Origin of the sequence: Streptomyces chiangmaiensis (genome assembly GCF_036281785.1) — a bacterium.
GTDB lineage: Bacteria > Actinomycetota > Actinomycetes > Streptomycetales > Streptomycetaceae > Streptomyces > Streptomyces chiangmaiensis.
In genome coordinates this window covers 1-620 of sequence record NZ_JAYWVC010000717.1, presented here as the reverse complement: position 1 = coordinate 620, position 620 = coordinate 1, and the positions used below count along the sequence as shown (strand labels likewise).

General features: G+C 69.8%; 1 protein-coding gene. It reads left to right on the top strand.

Annotated elements, in window-relative coordinates:
* Positions 1-620 (top strand): RNA-guided endonuclease InsQ/TnpB family protein (locus VXC91_RS46600; protein WP_329513366.1); only part of this gene is annotated, 620 nt, incomplete at both ends.

The following is a 620-nucleotide window of genomic DNA, read 5'->3' as shown; positions in this document are numbered from 1 at the left end:
ACATCAAGGACCGGTTGCCGCAGCACCGACGCGCTGGGATGCCCCGCTTCAAGCGCAAGCGGGAGGCGCGGCCGAGCCTGAACTACAGCTGGCGCGGCTTCCGGTTGAAAGACGGGCGTCTGCACCTGGCCGGGGGCATCGCGGTGAGCGTGGTGTGGTCGCGGAACCTTCCCGACGACCCCTCCAGCGTGCGCGTATACCAAGACAGTCTCGGCCACTGGTATGCGTCCTTCGTCGTCCCGGCCCAGCAGGTGCCGCTGTCGGCGACCGGCCGTGTCCTGGGCGTGGACTGGGGGGTTGCCGAGACGGCTACCACCACCGATGACGCCTACGACCTCCCGCATGCCGAGCACGGCGGCAAGGCCGCGCAGCGGCTGGCGAAGTATCAGCGGATGATGGCCCGGCGTCGGCGGCCGAAGGGGCAGCCCGCTTCGAAGGGTTACCGGAAGGCGCAGGCGCAGGCGGCGAAGCTGCACAAGAAGGTCGCCCGGCAGCGTGAGGACACGGGCCGCAAGTGGGCCAAGCACGTGATGCGGGGTCATGACGGGGTTGCGGTGGAGGACTTCCGGCCGAAGTTCCTCGCGAAGAGCACCATGGCCCGCAAGGCGGCCGATGCCGCC